The 16,813-nt window shown below is 55.9% G+C and carries 13 protein-coding genes and 2 pseudogenes; 5 read left to right on the top strand and 10 right to left on the bottom strand.

Annotation, left to right across the window (positions count from 1 at the left end; all coding sequences use genetic code 11):
• Nucleotides 1-68: 68 nt before the first annotated feature.
• Nucleotides 69-2,657 carry an ATP-dependent chaperone ClpB gene (gene clpB / locus N6V40_RS07030; RefSeq protein ID WP_131088930.1) on the top strand — a complete coding sequence of 863 codons (2,589 nt, stop codon included), beginning with the start codon at nt 69-71 and terminating at the stop codon, nt 2,655-2,657.
• 87 nt (nt 2,658-2,744) lie between these two features.
• Here the strand turns inward: clpB and N6V40_RS07035 are convergent, their stop codons facing one another.
• Nucleotides 2,745-3,404 (bottom strand): septum formation family protein, encoded by a 660-nt coding sequence (locus tag N6V40_RS07035; protein ID WP_262199518.1) that lies wholly within the window; start codon nt 3,402-3,404, stop codon nt 2,745-2,747.
• Nucleotides 3,405-3,625: 221 nt separating this feature from the next.
• Here N6V40_RS07035 and N6V40_RS07040 point away from each other — a divergent pair, with 221 nt between their 5' ends.
• Nucleotides 3,626-3,844, top strand: coding sequence for a DUF3073 domain-containing protein (locus tag N6V40_RS07040; protein WP_131088928.1), 219 nt, complete (start codon nt 3,626-3,628; stop codon nt 3,842-3,844).
• A 190-nt stretch (nt 3,845-4,034) separates the two neighbouring features.
• Nucleotides 4,035-4,925 carry a Sir2 family NAD-dependent protein deacetylase gene (locus tag N6V40_RS07045; RefSeq protein WP_131089816.1) on the top strand — a complete coding sequence of 297 codons (891 nt, stop codon included), beginning with the start codon at nt 4,035-4,037 and terminating at the stop codon, nt 4,923-4,925.
• Between the two features lie 81 nt (nt 4,926-5,006).
• Here the strand turns inward: N6V40_RS07045 and purM are convergent.
• The 5 genes and pseudogenes from purM to N6V40_RS07070 all read right to left on the bottom strand — a co-directional run bounded on the left by purM (nt 5,007) and on the right by N6V40_RS07070 (nt 9,607).
• Nucleotides 5,007-6,145, bottom strand: a pseudogene (gene purM / locus N6V40_RS07050) (phosphoribosylformylglycinamidine cyclo-ligase).
• 80 nt (nt 6,146-6,225) lie between these two features.
• Complete coding sequence (purF, locus tag N6V40_RS07055) at nt 6,226-7,749, bottom strand: amidophosphoribosyltransferase (RefSeq protein ID WP_131088926.1); 1,524 nt, start codon at nt 7,747-7,749, stop codon at nt 6,226-6,228.
• A 13-nt stretch (nt 7,750-7,762) separates the two neighbouring features.
• Nucleotides 7,763-8,182: a hypothetical protein gene (locus N6V40_RS07060; RefSeq protein WP_262199519.1), complete on the bottom strand. Its 420-nt coding sequence runs from the start codon at nt 8,180-8,182 to the stop codon at nt 7,763-7,765.
• 4 nt (nt 8,183-8,186) lie between these two features.
• Nucleotides 8,187-8,566: pseudogene (locus tag N6V40_RS07065) on the bottom strand (sterol carrier family protein).
• A 78-nt stretch (nt 8,567-8,644) separates the two neighbouring features.
• Nucleotides 8,645-9,607 (bottom strand): asparaginase, encoded by a 963-nt coding sequence (locus N6V40_RS07070; RefSeq protein WP_262199520.1) that lies wholly within the window; start codon nt 9,605-9,607, stop codon nt 8,645-8,647.
• Between the two features lie 147 nt (nt 9,608-9,754).
• Between N6V40_RS07070 and purD the strand changes: the two genes are divergently transcribed.
• Both purD and N6V40_RS07080 read left to right on the top strand, forming a co-directional pair.
• Nucleotides 9,755-11,041: a phosphoribosylamine--glycine ligase gene (gene purD / locus N6V40_RS07075; protein ID WP_131088922.1), complete on the top strand. Its 1,287-nt coding sequence runs from the start codon at nt 9,755-9,757 to the stop codon at nt 11,039-11,041.
• A 14-nt stretch (nt 11,042-11,055) separates the two neighbouring features.
• Complete coding sequence (locus N6V40_RS07080; protein ID WP_262199521.1) at nt 11,056-11,961, top strand: phosphoribosylaminoimidazolesuccinocarboxamide synthase; 906 nt, start codon at nt 11,056-11,058, stop codon at nt 11,959-11,961.
• 86 nt (nt 11,962-12,047) lie between these two features.
• Here the strand turns inward: N6V40_RS07080 and N6V40_RS07085 are convergent, their stop codons facing one another.
• The 4 genes from N6V40_RS07085 to N6V40_RS17660 all read right to left on the bottom strand — a co-directional run bounded on the left by N6V40_RS07085 (nt 12,048) and on the right by N6V40_RS17660 (nt 16,804).
• Nucleotides 12,048-13,856: an ABC transporter ATP-binding protein gene (locus N6V40_RS07085; protein ID WP_262199522.1), complete on the bottom strand. Its 1,809-nt coding sequence runs from the start codon at nt 13,854-13,856 to the stop codon at nt 12,048-12,050.
• Nucleotides 13,853-15,676, bottom strand: a complete 1,824-nt coding sequence (locus N6V40_RS07090; protein WP_262199523.1) for an ABC transporter ATP-binding protein — start codon at nt 15,674-15,676, stop codon at nt 13,853-13,855. The genes N6V40_RS07085 and N6V40_RS07090 overlap by 4 nt, the downstream gene beginning before the upstream one ends.
• A 175-nt stretch (nt 15,677-15,851) precedes the next feature.
• Entirely contained in the window at nt 15,852-16,289 is a 438-nt protein-coding gene (locus N6V40_RS17655) for a metallophosphoesterase (RefSeq protein ID WP_396268519.1), read from the bottom strand.
• Nucleotides 16,259-16,804: a metallophosphoesterase gene (locus tag N6V40_RS17660; RefSeq protein WP_396268521.1), complete on the bottom strand. Its 546-nt coding sequence runs from the start codon at nt 16,802-16,804 to the stop codon at nt 16,259-16,261. The genes N6V40_RS17655 and N6V40_RS17660 overlap by 31 nt, the downstream gene beginning before the upstream one ends.
• Nucleotides 16,805-16,813 lie beyond the last annotated feature (9 nt).

A 16,813-nucleotide genomic window follows, 5' to 3' on the forward strand; every position in this document is an offset into this window, starting at 1 on the left:
CACCTACAATAGAGTTGAGTTAAGTACACTCAAGTTTATGGGTTCACCCAAAGAGAGAAAGGACGAGCGTGGACACCAAACTCACCACTAAGAGCCAGGAGGCTCTCTCAGCTTCCGGTATGAATGCCTCCACCGCAGGCAATGCGCAGATTGAACCAGCGCACTTGCTCAAGGCACTTCTGGATCAGCGAGACTCCGTCGCTGTTGCCCTGCTGAAAACGGCTGGGCTTGATGTTGATGCTCTGTCAGTGAAGGCTAGCGCCACTATTAGTGCGCTGCCATCAAGCTCGGGTAGCTCAGTGGCCCAGGCCCAGTTCTCACGTCAGCTCTTGCAGGTAGTCAGCAACGCCCAGGAAACCGCGACCGAAATGGGCGACACCTACGTTTCTACCGAGCACCTGCTCATCGCACTGGCCTCGGATCAAACCAAGGCCGGCGAAACCATGCGTGACTTCGGTGCTACCCGCGAGCTCTTGGTGGGAACCTTGCCTACCATTCGTGGGGACCGCAAGGTTGATAATCCAAACCCCGAAGCCACTTTCCAATCTTTGGAAAAGTTTGGCACTGACATGACAGCTATGGCGCGCTCCGGCAAGCTAGATCCTGTCATTGGCCGTGACCGTGAAATTCGTCGGCTTGTCCAGGTGCTTTCTCGCAGGACCAAAAACAACCCTGTGCTCATCGGTGAGCCCGGTGTTGGTAAGACTGCAGTGGTTGAGGGGCTAGCTCAGCGCATGATTGCCGGAGACGTTCCCGAGTCCCTGCGAGGCAAGACCCTGATCTCCCTTGATCTGGGTGCTATGGTGGCCGGTGCTAAGTACCGTGGTGAATTTGAAGAGCGCTTGAAGTCTGTTCTTGAAGAGATCAAATCTTCAGACGGGCAGATCGTGACGTTCATCGATGAGATCCATACCGTTGTTGGTGCTGGCGCTTCTGAAGGCGCTATGGACGCCGGAAATATGCTCAAGCCAATGCTCGCCCGTGGTGAACTGCGCCTGATCGGTGCCACCACCTTGGACGAGTACCGCGAGAACATCGAGAAGGACCCAGCCCTGGAACGACGCTTTGCTCAGGTGTACGTTGGAGAGCCGAGCGTAGATGACACCATTGCCATCCTGCGCGGACTCAAAGAACGCTACGAAGCGCACCACAAGGTGTCCATTGCTGACTCCGCACTCGTGGCAGCCTCATCGCTATCCAACCGGTACATCTCAGGGCGTCAGCTTCCAGATAAGGCCATTGACCTCGTTGACGAAGCAGCCAGCCGACTGCGCATGGAGATTGACTCAGCACCAGAGGAAATCGATGAACTGCGCCGTGAAGTGGACCGACTGACCATGGAAGAACTGGCCCTATCCGACCAGAGTGATCCAGCATCAATCGAGCGCTTGGAGGCACTACGCAAAGACATGGCCGACAAGAAGGAAACTCTTGACGCACTGAACTCTCAGTGGGAGTCGGAGAAGGCCGGACTAAACCGCGTAGGTGATCTCAAGGTCAAACTTGATGAGCTACGTGGCCAGGCAGAAAAGGCGCAGCGCGAAGGTGACTTGGAGAAGGCCTCACGTCTTCTCTACGGAGAGATTCCAGCTCTCCAGAAGCAATTGGATGCTGCTGCGCTCGCCGAGGCGAACCGCTCAACCCAAGATAGCATGGTCGCTGACGAGGTCACTGCCGATGACATCGCCGAAGTCATTTCAGCGTGGACAGGAATTCCAGCGGGTCGAATGCTTCAGGGTGAAAGCCAGAAGTTGCTGGATATGGAACAGATCCTTGGCCAGCGGTTGATGGGGCAGAAGCAAGCTGTTAGCGCCGTCTCGGATGCAGTACGCCGGACTCGTGCTGGTATTGCCGATCCCAACCGGCCTACAGGATCCTTCCTGTTCCTTGGGCCAACCGGTGTTGGTAAGACTGAGCTGGCTAAGTCCTTGGCAGACTTCCTCTTTGATGACCCGCGTGCGATGGTTCGAATCGACATGTCTGAGTACTCGGAGAAGCATGCAGTCTCACGCCTCGTTGGTGCCCCTCCGGGATACGTTGGGTATGAAGAAGGCGGGCAGCTCACCGAAGCAGTGCGTCGGCGCCCATACTCGGTGATCTTGCTTGATGAGGTTGAGAAGGCGCATCCAGAGGTATTCGACATTCTGCTTCAGGTGCTCGACGATGGCCGGCTGACTGACGGGCAGGGCCGGACAGTGGACTTCAGGAATACCATCCTGATTCTCACTTCCAACCTTGGTTCGCAGTTCCTGGTTGATCCAAGCATGGAAGAGGCGGAGAAAAAGAGCGCGGTCATGAACGTCGTCAATGCGTCGTTCAAGCCGGAGTTCTTGAACCGCTTGGATGAGGTCATCCTGTTTGATCCACTGAGCCTGGAGGAGTTGGGCAACATTGTGAAGCTGCAGATTGAGCTTCTTTCGCAGCGCCTTGCCGAACGTCGTCTGAGCCTAGAGGTTGATCAGGCTGCCAGTGGATGGCTGGCCCTGACCGGATACGATCCTGCCTATGGTGCGCGTCCTTTGCGTCGCTTGGTTCAGCGTGAAATCGGGGACCGGTTGGCTAAGGAAATCTTGGCTGGCAATGTACAAGATGGTGACACCGTTGAAGTGCTTCTTGACCAAGAGGCGGATCAGCTCAAGGTGTTGAAGAAGAGCTAATAACAAAAAGTAGGGGCATGAACAGAATCATTCTGTTCATGCCCCTACTCACTTTTTGCTCAAGACTATTGCGCAAGAAATATTTACTTAGCTTTCGGTGGTCTCTTCGGCCTTCGAATCCTCATCCTCGGAAGATTCATCCGTGGACTTTTCGTCTTCAGAATTCTCGGTCGATTCTTCAGGCAAGAGCGAAGTGCGTACGTTGCCTTCGGAGACGCTCAAGAAGCAAGAGACCGTCCGGTCGCCCTGGCCCCAGGTGCTTTCAGAAGGGCGGGAGAAGTGATAAGTCCACGTGGAGTCCAAGCCAGCGCTGGGATCAATGGAGACAGATTTGCACATATCTTCTGACTGGGTCAGTAGCTCGTTGGCGCCAGGGTAGTCGGTGCCGGAAACTTCAAAGGAACCGATCATCTGAGCGTTGTGCGCTGAATTGCAGGTCACGACAGTTTGCGTGTCCAACGGAGAATCGAATTCGCGAAGGCAATCTCCGAGTTCTAGCTGAGCTGGAGGCATTTCGGTTGCAATGATCCCGTCGAGCCCAGGGGATTCGTTGCGTTCCACGTTGTTCGCAATGGGCGAAGCTGGGGGATCTATGATGCGTAACACCACAAAGACCACGGCAGCGGCCAGCGCCAAAACGGCGATGATCATTAGTGCCCATTGGCCACCGCGTCGCTTAGGCTTCTGAGTTTCGGGCTGCAATGGGGGCAATGCCGCCTGCGGCTCCGGCAGATTCTTTTCCACCACCTGCTGGGCTCCTTCATTGTCGGGTCCTGCGAACGTTCATCAGCTCAATACATAGTCGTTGGACTAATTGACAGTCTAGCGGTATCGGAGAGTGTTGCGTTCAATGCTCGCCGGTGAATCATGTTAACCTTTAAATACGAAAGAACTGATCACATATTCGGGGGCCTTCATCTTTTAAGGTGGACCACCTTCCGACTCTACTGAAAAGAGGGGGTCACGCCATGGGGCGCGGCCGTCAAAAGGCTAAAGCACAGCGTCAGGCGCGAGACATTAAGTACTACTCTCCGTCCACTGACCTTTCGGCACTAGAACGCGAGTTGGGCGTTCAGTCCGATCATCATGCTCAAAAAATTGAGCGTAATGATTCATCGTATGAAGAAGATTATTCGGATTACGACGATCTGACTAAGAAGTACTCACGAGACGACGATGAGGATTAATCTCCTTATCTGAGACCGGGAGTTCTTGACTCTCAGTGCCACACCCAAAGCACCAAGTGGTACAGCTCTTCAGTACATTTACGACAAGCCGCAGGGACTAAGCTAAATTAGCTAGTAGTCGCTGCGGCCTTTGTCGTGTCTAACAAGCTTGAGGTGGAACGTGAGTAGCAAAGAAGAGCTATCAATCCAGATGGCGCACCACTCTGCCATACGCTCGATGCAGCGAATTGTGGAGGAGCAAGCTCCACCAACACCCGAAGCCGAAGCGCTTGAGGGTGTGAAACAAATCCTCGCTGCGGGCAACGTGCTAGTTGTTACCGGTGCCGGGGTTTCCACTGACTCGGGCATTCCAGACTACCGGGGCCCTAACGGATCGCTACAGCGTCACCGTCCGATGACTTATCAGGAATTCCGCTACCGTCCTGAAGCACGCCAACGCTACTGGGCGCGCGGCTACGTAGGCTGGCGCCACATGGATAAGGCTGAACCAAACCAGATTCACCGGCGCTTGGTGCAGTGGGAACGTGAAGGCAAGATTAGCGGAATCATCACCCAGAACGTGGATGGCCTGCACCAGCAAGCGGGATCCCAACGCGTGATCCCGGTGCATGGAGATCTCTCGACTGTGCGTTGTCTAAACTGCGGATTTAGCGAGAACCGTAGGGACTTCGACGTACGACTGGAAGCGGCCAACAAGGGTTACATAGAAGCGGTAGAAATTGATCCCGCCGCGGTGAATCCCGATGGCGATGTGGAGCTACCGCAATACCTCATCGACCAGTTTGTGATGGTTCGTTGCCTGAATTGCGATTCCTATGCGCTCAAACCAGACGTTGTCTACTTCGGGGAAAGCGTCCCAGCTGAACGCAAAGAACTCATGACCGCGTTGGAAGAAGAATCCAGCTCCTTGCTTGTGCTGGGGTCCTCCCTGGCAGTGATGAGCGGCTACAAAGTATTGCTGAACTTCGTCAAACGTGAACTGCCCGTAGCGCTGATCACCAATGGCCATGTGCGCGGAGAACAAAAAGCTACCTGGCGTTGGCGGATCCCCTTGGACCAGGCTCTGAGCCAACTGGACTAGGGCTGCCCGAACCTAAGCCGAAATAAACGAAGCGCCGCACTGACAATCAGTGCGGCGCTTCGTTGTAGGTAACTGTGCTGGCTACTTGGCGTAGGCTCCGGTCAGCAGCACTGCGCCACCGTCAACACCCTTAGCACCTTGGACGAAGTCCAAGCCTGCGTCAGCTGCCGACGGATCAATGTTTTCAACCTGACCCATAACCCATGCGCCCATACCTGACTTGTTCAGCAGCTGTACAGCACGGTCTGCCACGGCCTGATCAACGATGGCTACCATGCCAACGCCCAAGTTCAGGGTGCGCTCCAGATCTGGCTGTGGCACGTTGCCCAGAGTCGCGATGGTGGAGAAGACAGCTGGCAAAGCCCAGGTGGAGCGATCCACACGAGCCATCAAGCCCTGTGGCAGCACACGAGCGAGGTTGGCAGCAAGGCCGCCACCGGTCACGTGGCTGAAGCCATGCACACCGAAGTCCTCGCCGTTGTTCAGATCATCAATCAGATCCAAGCAGGCGGTGGTGTAAATGCGGGTTGGAACAAGCAGTTCTTCACCCAGGGTCTTACCGAACTCGGCAACCTCGCGGTCCAGTTCCCACTTAGCGTGGGCAATAACCCGACGCACCAGCGAGTAACCGTTGGAGTGAATACCTGAAGAGGCCATGCCGATAACAACGTCGCCGGCCAGAACACGTTCTGGGCCGAGCAGCTGATCAGCTTCGATAACACCGGTGGCAGCGCCGGCAACATCGTATTCGTCTTCCGCCAGCAGGCCTGGGTGCTCAGCGGTTTCGCCGCCGACCAATGCGGTGCCAGCGAGCTTGCAACCCTCGGCAATACCGCGAACGATGTCCGCGATGCGCTCTGGGACAACCTTGCCGGTGGCAATGTAGTCGGTCATGAATAGTGGCTTGGCACCTACGACGACGATGTCGTCAACTACCATGCCGACCAGGTCCTGGCCGATGGTGTCGTGGATGTCCAGCTTCTGGGCGATAGCCACCTTGGTGCCCACACCATCGGTGGAGGTAGCTAGGTAAGGCTTTTTGTAACCGGTCAAGAAGGAGACATCAAAAGCCCGGCGAAACCGCCAACGCCTCCGACGACACCCGAGGTGTGGGTAGCCTTGATCGCACCCTTCATCAACTCAACGGCACGGTCACCGGCCTCAACGTCAACGCCGGCACCGGCATAGGTGATGGAAGTTGGCTGATCATTGCCGCTCATGGCAGAGGTTTCCTATTCTGTCGTGAGCACCGGTTCTCCGGTGCCGCTTGCAACGAGATGTGTGGGGAGGTCCCGGGTACTTAGCTGATGTTTTCGAATTCGGAATCTGGGCCGGGCTCGCAACCAGGCTGGTTAGCACGCTCAAGCAGATTCTTTCCCCGACGTTCTTCCTGCGGAAGCGCGATCGGGTAGTCACCGGTGAAGCACGCGGTGCACAGACGCTCGCGTGGCTGCATGGTGGCTTCGATCATGCCGTCTTCAGAGATATAGGCCAGCGAGTCAGCACCAATGGAGGTAGCGATCTGATCCACTGCTGCACCATTGGCAATCAGTTCTGCGCGGGAGGCGAAATCGATGCCGTAGAAGCAAGGCCACTTCACCGGAGGCGAAGAAATCTTCACATGCACCTCGGAAGCTCCAGCTTCACGCAGCATACGAACTACCGCACGCTGGGTGTTGCCACGAACGATCGAGTCATCCACTACCACCACGCGCTTACCGCGCAAGACGGTTTCCAAGGCGTTGAGCTTTAGCTTGATGCCCAGCTGGCGAAGGGTCTGCGAAGGCTGAATGAAGGTACGGCCAACGTAGGCGTTCTTCACAAAACCATGGGTGAATGGAATGCCAGATTCTTCGGCGTAACCAATGGCTGCGGGGGTACCAGATTCCGGAACTGGGATCACGATATCTGCATCCGCGCTGTTTTCGCGGGCCAGCTGGCGACCCATTTCTACGCGGGACTCGTAGACCGAACGTCCAGCGATGGAAGCGTCAGGGCGGGCGAGGTAAACGTACTCAAAAACGCAACCCTTGGGGGTAGCCTCGGCAAAGCGGGTGGAGCGAACACCATTCTCATCGATGGCGATCATTTCGCCTGGCTCGATTTCGCGGATGAACGAGGCACCTACGGTAGCCAAGGCTGGCTGCTCGGAGGCAACAACCCAACCGCGGTTCAATCGGCCCAATACCAGTGGGCGTACACCGTGTGGATCGCGAGCTGCGTAGAGGGTGTCTTCGTTCATGAAAACAAAGCAGAAGGCGCCTTCGATTTTAGGCAGTAGTTCCAGCGCGGTTTCTTCCAGCGACTGTCCCTCGGTCCCGGACAAAAGAGCGGTGACCAAAGCGGTGTCGGTGGTATTGCCCTGAGCGATTTCGCCGCGGACCTTGCCACCATCTGCCTGCTGCTTGGCAACAACCATGTCAGCCAAGTCAGCGGAGTTAGTCAGGTTACCGTTGTGCGCCAAAGCAACTGTGCCGGTCTGGGTTGGACCCAAAGTTGGCTGGGCGTTAGCCCAGTGGCTGGCGCCGGTGGTGGAGTAACGGCAGTGGCCAACAGCCAGCTGTCCGCTCATGGAGTTCAAGGTGTTCTCGTCGAATACCTGCGAGACCAGGCCCATGTCCTTGTAGACATTGATGCGTGCACCGTCGCTGGTCGCAATGCCAGCTGACTCCTGCCCGCGGTGTTGCAATGCATACAGACCGTAATAGGTCAGCTTTGCAACCTCTTCGCCCGGAGCCCAAACGCCGAAAACGCCGCATTCGTCCTGCGGCCCCTTCTCGCCTGGAAGCAGGTCGTGATTTAAGAATCCGTCGCCACGCGCCATGTCAGTTATTCTCTCATGTTCTGGTTTGGTCGACACCGACCGTTTGTGTGTGGTTGGTGGCGGCCAGGTGCGCGGCCGCCCGCTCTTCAGTGGAAGGGAAAAGCTGCCTAGCCATGTTGTCCCCTGGAGTCAGTGTCCTCGGCCAGAGGAACTGCCAGATGCTTAGTGGATTTTTTGACGTGAAGCGATCAATGATCACGTACACCAATGCTCCGATACCTGCACCGAGTCCAGCACCGAACATCGCGAAGAATCCGGAGGCTGAAGCGCGGGTGTACTCCTGCGAAGGTTCGCCGAGCAAACCTGTGACCAGACCGATTAGCGCACCAAGTACGACAAAGGTCAAGATGAATGGCCAGAATTTGGGCGCCGAGTGAATTTGCACTTCGACACTTTGCTCTGCAGATCTCGGGGTAGCGGGGTGTTGCTCCATACCCTTAAGGGTACTCAATAAGTGGTAGGTGCGCGGACAAGTCTGCCCTAAGTCCAGAGGCGTGCAACTGGCCAGTTTGCTGTGCTTCACTCCAAGACGTTCGCCCGGTAGCTAACAAAAGCCAGAGTTCAGCAGGCATTTCGACTACATTGGGCGGTGTTCCACGGGTGTGCCTGGGCCCTGCTATGCACTGAGTCACACCGAAGGGTGGTACGCGTACTTCAACGGAATTTCCTCGGCACGAGAGGCTAATTCTTCCAGCAGGTAGCGAACCGCCATAGCGAGGACAGGACGGGATATTTTTCCTTGTCCTGGCTCGGTTTGAGCCCACTCGCGCACTGCCGAGCGTCCAGCGGTTTCATCAACGCGACGCTTGATGGCCATGACCTATCTCATCTCTTTGTTTCGATGACGTAAAACTGTCATATTTGCCGGGGAGTCGTCCCGGGTGGAAGTTGATCACTAAAAATCGGTCCCAGCTAACTGTAGATCAGCTGCTTGGGCACCAACTGTGGTGGCCGGCGGCTGAAGTTGCTGGTGCAATTTGCGATAGCTATTTTCATCGATGGCCGAGAACTTGTGCAGTAATGACAGAGCCAACAGATCGGTTCCTCGCGAAGAGCCATCAAGCATTTTTATCGCCACGGTGACCCCTTTGGGAGCGGCCATGGCCAGCACTCCTTCGGCACCTAACTTAGCGATGACACCAGCGTGTTTGATGACTTCGGTATTTGCTTGTCCTTCGCCCATCACCGCCCAGGGATGGTGGAGCATGGCAGTAACGGCTCGTTGAGCATCTGGATCTGAAGTAGCGAGCAAGTGATGGAAACCGCGGGCCAGACTGAGCAGGGACATTTGCACTGCTGGGGCGCCGCAACCATCTACGCCGGTGCGTGCCACCGGGCCACAGAACTCTTCAAAGACACGGTGAGCTGTTTGCTGCACAGGATGTGCCGGATCCAAGTACGTGTCGGTGTCAGCGCCTAGGGACTTGGCTGCATTCAGGAACCCTGCATGTTTTCCCGAACAGTTGAACGTCAAGCGCGACTTGGGAAGACGCTCAATGGTCATCTGCGTGCGAGTCGCTGAATCTACGGGCCACGCTTCGGGGCACTGCAAATCATCGGTACTCAGTCCAGCTGATTCCAAAATCTGTAAGGCAAGCTGCTGATGCGCAAAGCTGCCCACGTGGCTAGCGCAGGCCAGAGCTACCTGTTCCTCAGTTAGTTGTGCACCGCAGCGCAAGGAAGCGATTGCTTGGAAGGGCTTGAGTGCAGAACGCGGAAAGATCAGCGCCTCTGGGTTACCGAGAGCCAGCAACGAGGATCCGTTTTCTCCGAGCACCACGGCTACACCGTAGTGTCTAGATTCCACCGCGCCATTACGTCGCACCTGCACCAGCTGCGCACAATCGGAAATATCCACTGATCCATCCATCTGCCCAGTTTATTCGCGAACTGTGCGCACCAATGCTCAACGGCGTGCAGCAGGGTGATCCTGCGTCCAAATTCAGAGGATCTGGGGAAGTCATAGACAGCATCAGCTCCCAACTTCTCCGGTAAACTCGGCGGGGTGAAGGTACTGGTTATTGGCCCAGGTGGCCGCGAGCATGCAATTGTCCGAGCACTCAGTGCAGACCCCTACGTCAAAGAAGTTCATTGTGCACCCGGTAATGCCGGTATCGCACAGGACGTCACCACCCATCAGATCGATGCACAAGATCCAGCATCAGTGTTGGCGCTGGCCCGCGAGCTAGCTAGCGATCTGGTCGTTGTTGGACCCGAAGCGCCATTGGCAGCAGGCGTTTCCGACGCACTCATTGAGGCGGGAATCCCGGTCTTCGGCCCAACCAAAGCCGCAGCCCAACTGGAGGCTTCCAAAGCATTCGCCAAGAACGTGATGGCCGCGGCTGAAGTTCCAACCGCGATGGCTCATGTGGCGACCAACCGTGAGGAAGCCGCCAACGCATTAGACGACTTCGGCGCACCTTACGTGGTCAAGGATGATGGACTAGCCGCAGGCAAGGGTGTTGTTGTCACCTCTGACCGTGATGAGGCCCTTGAGCACGCTGAAGCCTGCTTCGCAGCCGGCGGCACTGTAGTCATTGAAGAATTCCTTGATGGCCCAGAAGTTTCACTTTTTGTTATTTGCGATGGCAAGCATGCCGTTCCACTGTCGCCAGCCCAAGATTTTAAGCGCATCTTCGATAATGACGAAGGCCCAAATACCGGTGGCATGGGTGCCTACTCACCACTTGAGTGGCTTCCAGAGAACTTCGTCAACGAGGTTATGGACCGAGTCGCTTACCCAACTCTGCGTGAGATGGAAAAGCGTGGCACTGCCTTTACCGGTGTGCTCTACTGCGGTTTGGCGCTGACCAAGCGTGGTATTCGAGTCATTGAATTTAATGCTCGTTTTGGTGACCCTGAAACTCAGGCGGTGCTTGCACGCCTCAAGACTCCACTTGGTGGCATTTTGTTGGCCGCCGCCAAGGGTCAGCTTGATGATGATGAGCAGTTGAACTGGTCGTCCAAGACCGCAGTAGACGTAGTTATCGCGGCAGAGAATTACCCTGACACCCCGGTGAAGGGTGCGGTAATTTCCGGCCTTGACGCTGCCAACGCACTGGAAAACGTGCATGTGATGCATGCCGGAACCTCCGCGGATGCCCAAGGCAATGTCATTGTTGCTGGCGGACGTGTGCTGGCAGTGGTTGGTCTAGGCGATGACCTGAGCGCTGCTCGCAAGGCTGCCTACGCAGGCGTTGCACAGATCAGCTGGAACGGTGCCCAGTCACGCACCGACATTGCATTGAAGGCCGAACGCGGCGAAATCGTCGTAGCGAAGCAAAGCAAGTAAGGGACTAGGCAGTTATGGCAGGATTGAAGACCGAAGTTCTTGACCTTGAAGGTTGGGACCATTTCTACTCGGGCAAGGTACGCGACTTGTACGTGCCAGCCGGTGTGAGCTTCGAGGACACCGACCGCGTGCTGGTCGTTGCTTCGGACCGCATTAGCGCCTACGATTTTGTACTTTCCAGCGAGATCCCAGACAAGGGCAAAGTGCTGACTCAGCTAAGCCTTTGGTGGTTTGAACAGCTCAGCGACTTCGCCAACCACGTGATCTCCACCGATGTTCCAGAAGCTGTGGCCGGACGAGCCATGGTCTGCAAGAAGCTGGAAATGTACCCGATCGAGTGCATCGCTCGCGGTTACCTCACCGGTTCAGGGCTAGCTGAGTACAAGGTCTCCAAGACCGTATGCAGCCTGCCATTGCCTGATGGCTTGGTTGACGGTTCACGTTTGACCCCTGCACTGTTCACTCCATCGGCTAAAGCTGAGGTGGGGGAGCACGACGAGAACATCACTTACGAGCAGACCGTTGAGCGCGTCGGCAACGACGTGGCTGAGGCACTGCGTGAGAAGACTGTTGCGTTGTACGAACAGGCCGAACAGATCGCTCGTGGCCGTGGCATCATCTTGGCTGACACCAAGGTTGAGTTTGGGGCTGACGCAGCTACCGGTGAAGTTACTTTGGGTGATGAGGTGCTCACCCCGGATTCATCACGCTTCTGGGACGCAGAGGCCTATCAGCCAGGTCAGGCGCAGCCGAGCTTTGATAAGCAGTTTGTCCGCGACTGGCTGACCAGCGACGCATCGGGTTGGGACAAGAACTCTGACCAGGAGCCACCACAGCTCCCAGAAGAGATTATTGAGAAGACTCGCGCTCGGTACATTGAGGCCTATGAGCGTCTAACTGGCCTAAGCTTCAGCGCCTAGGCTAGTTGCACTCCAGGATAAAACCCCCTGTCGATCCGGAGTGATATTCCGGGCCGGCAGGGGGTTTATTCGTCGGTCGGCGGACCTTAGACCAATGAGTCTTTCCATGCCTTGTGTAAGGCGGCGAAACGTCCCTGACTGGCAATGAGCTCCTGTGGTGTACCGTCCTCGGTGATCTTTCCATCGTGAACTACCAATACCCGGTCAGCGATCTGCACAGTGGAGAGCCGGTGCGCAATGATCAGCGCCGTACGGTTACCCAGCAACGTCTGCAATCCGCGCTGTACAGCTCGCTCTGAAGGAATATCCAAGGAGCTGGTGGCTTCATCAAGTATCAACACTGCAGGATCTGCCAAGAACGCTCGTGCAAAGGAGATCAGCTGGCGCTGGCCAGCGGAGACACGGCCGCCGCGTTTGTTCACGTCGGTGTCATAACCTTCGGGCAGATCCATGATGAACTCGTGAGCTCCAACTGCGCGGGCCGCCGACTCAATATCCTTTAAAGATGCGCCAGGGCGGCCTAGAGCAATGTTCTCGGCCACGGAACCCGAGAAGAGGAACGCTTCCTGAGTCACCATCACTACGTGCTGACGTAACTCTTTGTTGGACAGTTCATTGATCGGAACCGAATCCAGTGCCAACGTTCCGGAGCGAAGATCATAGAAGCGGGCGATGAGCTTGGCCAACGTCGATTTTCCTGCACCGGTCTGACCCACCACAGCGACCGTTTGACCGGCAGGGATGTGCAGATCAAATTTGTCCATGATGATCGGTCCATTGCCATAACCAAATACCGCGTCCTTGAACTGAAGATCTCCGGCCACTGTGGTGATGGACTGAGGCTGCGCAGGTTCACGCACCGTTGGTTCTTCTTCAAGCAGACCCGAGACCTTCTCCAACGCCGCTGTTGCTGACTGCAGAGACGAGTAGAACATCGCAATCTGTTCTACAGGCTGAAAGAGCCGTTTTGAGGCCAAGAGGATCGCCACCATGGCACCGACGGCCATGGTCCCTGAGATGATTCGGAATCCACCGTAGGCTAAGAGAGCGGCCACAGTGAGGTTGCCAATGAGCACCAGTCCGGGCTGCAAAACACCAAACAGGTTGAAGGAGCGGACCGAATTATCCCGGTACTTTTCCGCAATTTCTTGGTAGTTCTCGTCGTTGGCCCGTTCTCGGCGGAAAGCTTTCACAGCGCGAATGCCGGTCATCGTTTCGACAAAGGTGGAAATCACCTTGGCTGAAACGACGCGGGATTCGCGGTACAGAACTTCAGAGCGGCGCTGGTACCAGAAGAACAAGATGGTCACTGGAATCGCGGCAACACAGACTACTAATCCACTGCGCCAGTCGAGGAAGAAAATCGAAATCAGCGTGAAGATAACAAAGACGCAGGAGGAAGCCAGCTCGGAGACTCCCTGATCAAGCAGCTCTCGCAGAGTTTCCAAGTCTGAAGTCTGTCGGGAGATGATGCGACCGGAGGTGTAGTTCTCGTGAAACTCAAGGCTCAGGCGCTGGGTATGACGGAACACTTGCTGTCGCAGATCCAAGAGCATAGCCTGCGAAATTTTTGCTGCAGAGTTGATGTACCAAGAAAGCAAAAAGCCACTGAGGATCGCGCAGATAATGTAGCCGGCGCCGGTAAGGCCCAAGGCTGACCAGTTGCCCTCACGTACTTGAGGTAGCGTCCAGTCGATAGCAAAGGCAATGATTACCGGCAGCAGAACGCGTGCTGCATTGGAGAGCAACACCAAAACTACGGTGAGGATAAAAAGCTTTTTCTGCGGCAAAGCCAGTGCCCCGAGCAATCGGAAGGACCGCTGGCGTACTACCTTACGATCAGCAGCGTTGAGTTTGATGGCGTCCTCGTTGGCGACGCCTTGTGTCTGGCTCATCGGGAGGCTCCCTCAATTGCTGATTGTTCTTCATCATCCAAACTGGCAATGACAAATCTGTAGTGTTCATTGGTGCTCAGCAGGTGGGTGTGACTGCCCACCGCGTCGATTCGTCCATCGCGCAGCAACGCCACTCGGTCTGCGAGCATCACCGTTGATGGTCGGTGAGCCACGATGAGCGTGGTGGTTCCGGCGAGAACTTCTCGAAGTTTCTCGGTCACCAGTTCTTCTGTCTTCACATCCAAAGCGGACAGCGGATCATCAAGGACCAGTACGCTCGGACGGGCCGCAATGGCACGTGCTAGCGCGATGCGCTGACGCTGGCCGCCGGAGAGCGAAAGCCCCTCTTCACCGATGAGAGTATCTACGCCGGCAGGCAGGTCATAGGTGAAGTGCGCTTGGGCTACGTCTAGTGCTTCGCTCAGCAGTGCTTCGCGTTGTTCTTCGTTTAGTTGTTCTGGGGCACCGAGCAGGACGTTCTCTCGAATGGTGTTTGAGAACAATGTGGTGTCTTCAAAAGCCACGGCAATTTCGGTGCGTAGCTGATCTAATTCCCAGTCCTTGACGTTCTGTCCATGGATGAGCACTTCCCCGGCCGTTGCATCGTGCAGACGGGGGATCAAGTTCAATAAGGTGGATTTGCCTGAACCGGTGATTCCCACCAAGGCCATCGTTTCGCCAGGACGAATGTCTAGATCAATGTCGGCAAGGATCGGGCGGCGTGTTCCGGCTACATCTGGGTAGGCAAAACGAACGTGACGTAGCTGCACGCTTCCGTCTCGCGTTTCAGGGACGGTTGGGTTGGCCACAGAGACAATGTCATTGGTCGAGTCCATGACCTCAAAATGCCGGTCCAGTGCAGTCTTGGTACTCAAGGTCATGCCCAAGAGCATTCCCATGCCTTCTACCGGGCCAGCGATCACTGCGGCGATGGCGAAGTAGGCAACCAGCGCGCCGACACTGAGCGTTCCATTGGCGACTTGAGCGATACCAATGAACAGGCCAATGCCCAAGATGGTTTCTGGCACCGCGACCACAGTAAGCAAGAAACTAGCCAAGGTCTTAGCTTTGGCAATTTCGGTTTCTTGGAGGGATTTGGCTTGAGTATTAAATCCTTCGTAGATGTGTGGACCGCGTCCAAAAGCCTTGATGACACGAATACCGTGCACCGATTCTTCCACGGCGGTGGCAAGGTCTCCGGCTTGATCCTGGCTGAGCCGGCTGGCCGCACGGTATTCATTGCGGAAGCGGTAAGCCTTGATGGCAATGGGAATAGAGCCAAGCAAGTACAGCAACCCCAAGATCCACGAGTGAGTGAACATCAGAATGAGTCCGGTGATCACAGTGACGGTCTCAACGACCAGCATCATTGCGCCGAAGGCCAGCCAACGGCGCAACAGCGACAGATCCGACATGGAGCGGGAGAGTAGCTGGCCGGAGCCCCAGCGCTCGTGGAAGGCAACAGGCAGCCGTTGAAGGTGCTTGTAGAAACGAATGCGCATCTGGGTTTCAAGCCCGGCGGCGGGATTGAGCACAAACTGGCGGCGCAGGAAAATCAGTAGCGCTTCAACAAATCCGAGGGCGGCAATGATGGCAACGGAAATCCAGACTTCGGAGGTGGCACCATCACGGTGAAAAACAGAGTTCACCAGCCACGCCAACACCTGAGGGATGGCTAGGGCAACAATTCCGGCACCGAGCGCACAAAGGAATCCGCAGAAAAGCCGAGGAAGAATCGGCTTAACAAACGGGTACAATCTCTTCAACGTTGCCGAGAGCGGAACTGGATCTTTGGTCTCGACCTTTTGTGCTTGCGCCACGGTACCCCGTATTCATCCAGAAATTCGACAGAGCTTCAGCTTACAGTCACTGGTTGGGAGAATTCAATCAATTTCTGAATTTGAGAAAGAAACGCTTCACATCGGAAATGAGGAGATCCCGGGACTTCGCCAGCTAGGGCGAAAATACCGGGACCTCAAGAACAATATTTAGTGTTTAGCTACGTGCCTTCAACGTCACGAGAATTGCTTCAGGTGGGCAAGCAAAGCGGATCGGGGCGAAGCGTGAGGTGCCCAAACCGGCCGAGACATTTAGCGGAACCGTGTTGCCTGCGTACTCCCAGTCGCTCAGGCCGCGAGCTCGCCAGGTTGGCAGATCGCAGTTTGAGACCAAAGCGCCGTAGCCAGGGATGCAGACTTGGCCACCGTGTGTATGCCCAGCGAAAATAACGTCTGCCTTTGCTTCGGTGAACTGATCTAAGACTCGCTGGTATGGGGCGTGAGTCAGTGCGATACGCACGTGCGGAGCCTGGTCGCTCGTGGATGAGCCACGGGTCCATCCGGCGAAGTGGTCCCGGTTGATGTGCGGATCATCAACCCCGGTCAGATCCAGACGCAGTCCGTTCAATACCGTCGAGTGGGAGCGGTTGGACATGTTGCTCCAACCGGCTGCACCAAATGCGCGGTGCATTTCTTCAAAAGGCAGCTGGTCCTTTGGTGACGGGTTAGGGAGCCCTCGGAGCTGGAGAAGTATTTAAAAGGATTCTTCAGCTTGGGCGCGTAGTAGCAATTGGAGCCAGGAACAAAGGCTCCCGGGAACGCCATCAGCGGTTCCAATGCCTTGAGCAAAGATGGAACACCCTTGCGGTGGCTGAGGTTATCGCCGGTATTCACCACAAAGTCTGGCTTCAGGTCGGCGAGTTCACGGATCCACTGAATTTTGGTCTCTTGGCCCGGAACCATGTGAATGTCGGACAGGTGCAGGACCTTGATGTCGGCAGCACCTCTAGGCAGAACATTCAGGGTCTCACGGCGTAGTCCAAACTTCTGGGTCTCCAGCATGCCGTAGCCAATCAAGGCGGTGCCGAGAGCCAACGCTCCACCGGCCGCCAAAGCTGTTGTACCCGCTGCGTGGCGCAGCGTGGCGCCAAATGTATTGTGTTCAACCATGACTTTTCT

Origin of the sequence: Glutamicibacter sp. M10, assembly GCF_025452055.1 — a bacterium.
Classification (GTDB): Bacteria; Actinomycetota; Actinomycetes; order Actinomycetales; family Micrococcaceae; genus Glutamicibacter.

Coding starts and splice junctions, on each gene's coding strand:
- N6V40_RS17655 (WP_396268519.1), bottom strand. CDS start 16,289: ATGTCCAACCGCTCCCACTCGACGGTATTGAACGGACTGCGTCTGGAT.
- N6V40_RS07060 (WP_262199519.1), bottom strand. CDS start 8,182: ATGGAGCAACACCCCGCTACCCCGAGATCTGCAGAGCAAAGTGTCGAA.
- N6V40_RS17660 (WP_396268521.1), bottom strand. CDS start 16,804: ATGGTTGAACACAATACATTTGGCGCCACGCTGCGCCACGCAGCGGGT.
- purF (WP_131088926.1), bottom strand. CDS start 7,749: ATGGCGCGTGGCGACGGATTCTTAAATCACGACCTGCTTCCAGGCGAG.
- N6V40_RS07045 (WP_131089816.1), top strand. CDS start 4,035: ATGGCGCACCACTCTGCCATACGCTCGATGCAGCGAATTGTGGAGGAG.
- N6V40_RS07085 (WP_262199522.1), bottom strand. CDS start 13,856: ATGAGCCAGACACAAGGCGTCGCCAACGAGGACGCCATCAAACTCAAC.
- N6V40_RS07080 (WP_262199521.1), top strand. CDS start 11,056: ATGGCAGGATTGAAGACCGAAGTTCTTGACCTTGAAGGTTGGGACCAT.
- N6V40_RS07040 (WP_131088928.1), top strand. CDS start 3,626: ATGGGGCGCGGCCGTCAAAAGGCTAAAGCACAGCGTCAGGCGCGAGAC.